Below are 1,188 nucleotides of genomic sequence, written 5' to 3'. Positions count from 1 at the left end.
AGATGTGTATAAGCGACAGGTTCCTGGCCGACCGACTCCGCGGGCAGAGCGGCCGGTTCCTGGCCGACCGACTCCGCGGGCAGAGCGGCCGGTTCCTGGCCGACCGACTCCGCGGGCAGAGCGGCCGGTTCCTGGCCGAACGACTCCGCGGGCAGAGCGGCCGGTTCCTGGCCGACCGGCTCGGCGACCGGAGTGGCGACGACCTGGCCAGGGGCTTCAGGGCCAGGGGTGCCGGGTTGCGAAGCCGTCGTCTCGGGCTCCTGCGCTACCGCGACCGGCGTGGCGTCAGTTGCCGCAGGGGGCTGGGGCGCAGCCTCCGCGGCGGTGGCCTCCGGCTCCGGTGCGGCGGCCTCGGAGGCTTCCGTGGCCGGGCTCGGTGCGGCGGCGGCCTCGGGGGCAACGCCCACGCCCGCCGCCGGCACCTGCGCAACGGCCTCCGGGGCTGCTGCGTCGGGGGCGTGAGCGGCGGCGTCCGGTACCGGGGCGGGGGCCTCGGGCGGAGTGACGACGGCGAACTCCGGGGCGGCGGCAGCCTCAGGGAACGGGACCGCTTCCGGGACCTGACCGGCCTCCGGGGCAGGAGCCGGCGCGGCGGCCTGCTCGGCGACCGCCACCGGGCTCTGTCCGTCGGCGGCGTCCGGTACGGGGAACTCCGAGGAGACACCGGCAGGTGCACCGCCCTGCGCAGAGCCGTCCACGGCGGGCCCGGGCTCCGAAGCCGACGACACGGCAACCGCCGGGGCGGCTACGGTGCCGGCCTGGGCGGCGGCCGCTCGCTCCTCCGCGTCCATGCCCGGCTCCACGGCGTCCGCCCCCGGTACGGGCATGACCTGCTCCGCGGCGGCCACGGGGGCTCCGTCCGGGCCGACGCCCGCACCCGCGGGGCCGGGCTCGGCCATCTGACCGGCCTCAGCCGCAGCTGCCTGGGCCTCGGCAGGGCCGACGCCCGGACCGTCGGGGTCACCCCCATAGACCTGTCCGGCCTCGGCCGGTGCCGGAGGTGCCGTGTGGCTGGTCTCCGTCATCTCACTGGTCGTGACCGCCTGGGCCGGTCCCGTCGGCTCCGCAGCCGTTGGCTCCGCCGCCGGAACAACCGTTTCCGCAGGCGCCGCCCCGGCGCTCACCGAGGCCGGGGGCGTACCCGGTACGCCCCAGGGGGCGGCGGGCTGCGCGGGCATCTCGGGAGCG

General features: G+C 78.0%; 1 pseudogene. It reads right to left on the bottom strand.

The annotated features are described in order from the left end of the window. Positions 1 to 1,025 (bottom strand): annotated as a pseudogene (locus C1J00_RS43400) (nicotinate-nucleotide--dimethylbenzimidazole phosphoribosyltransferase); the annotation flags it as partial. Positions 1,026 to 1,188 lie beyond the last annotated feature (163 nt).

The sequence above is a fragment of the Streptomyces cahuitamycinicus genome (assembly GCF_002891435.1).
Lineage (GTDB): Bacteria > Actinomycetota > Actinomycetes > Streptomycetales > Streptomycetaceae > Streptomyces > Streptomyces cahuitamycinicus.
This window is presented reverse-complemented; position numbering and strand designations above follow the sequence as displayed.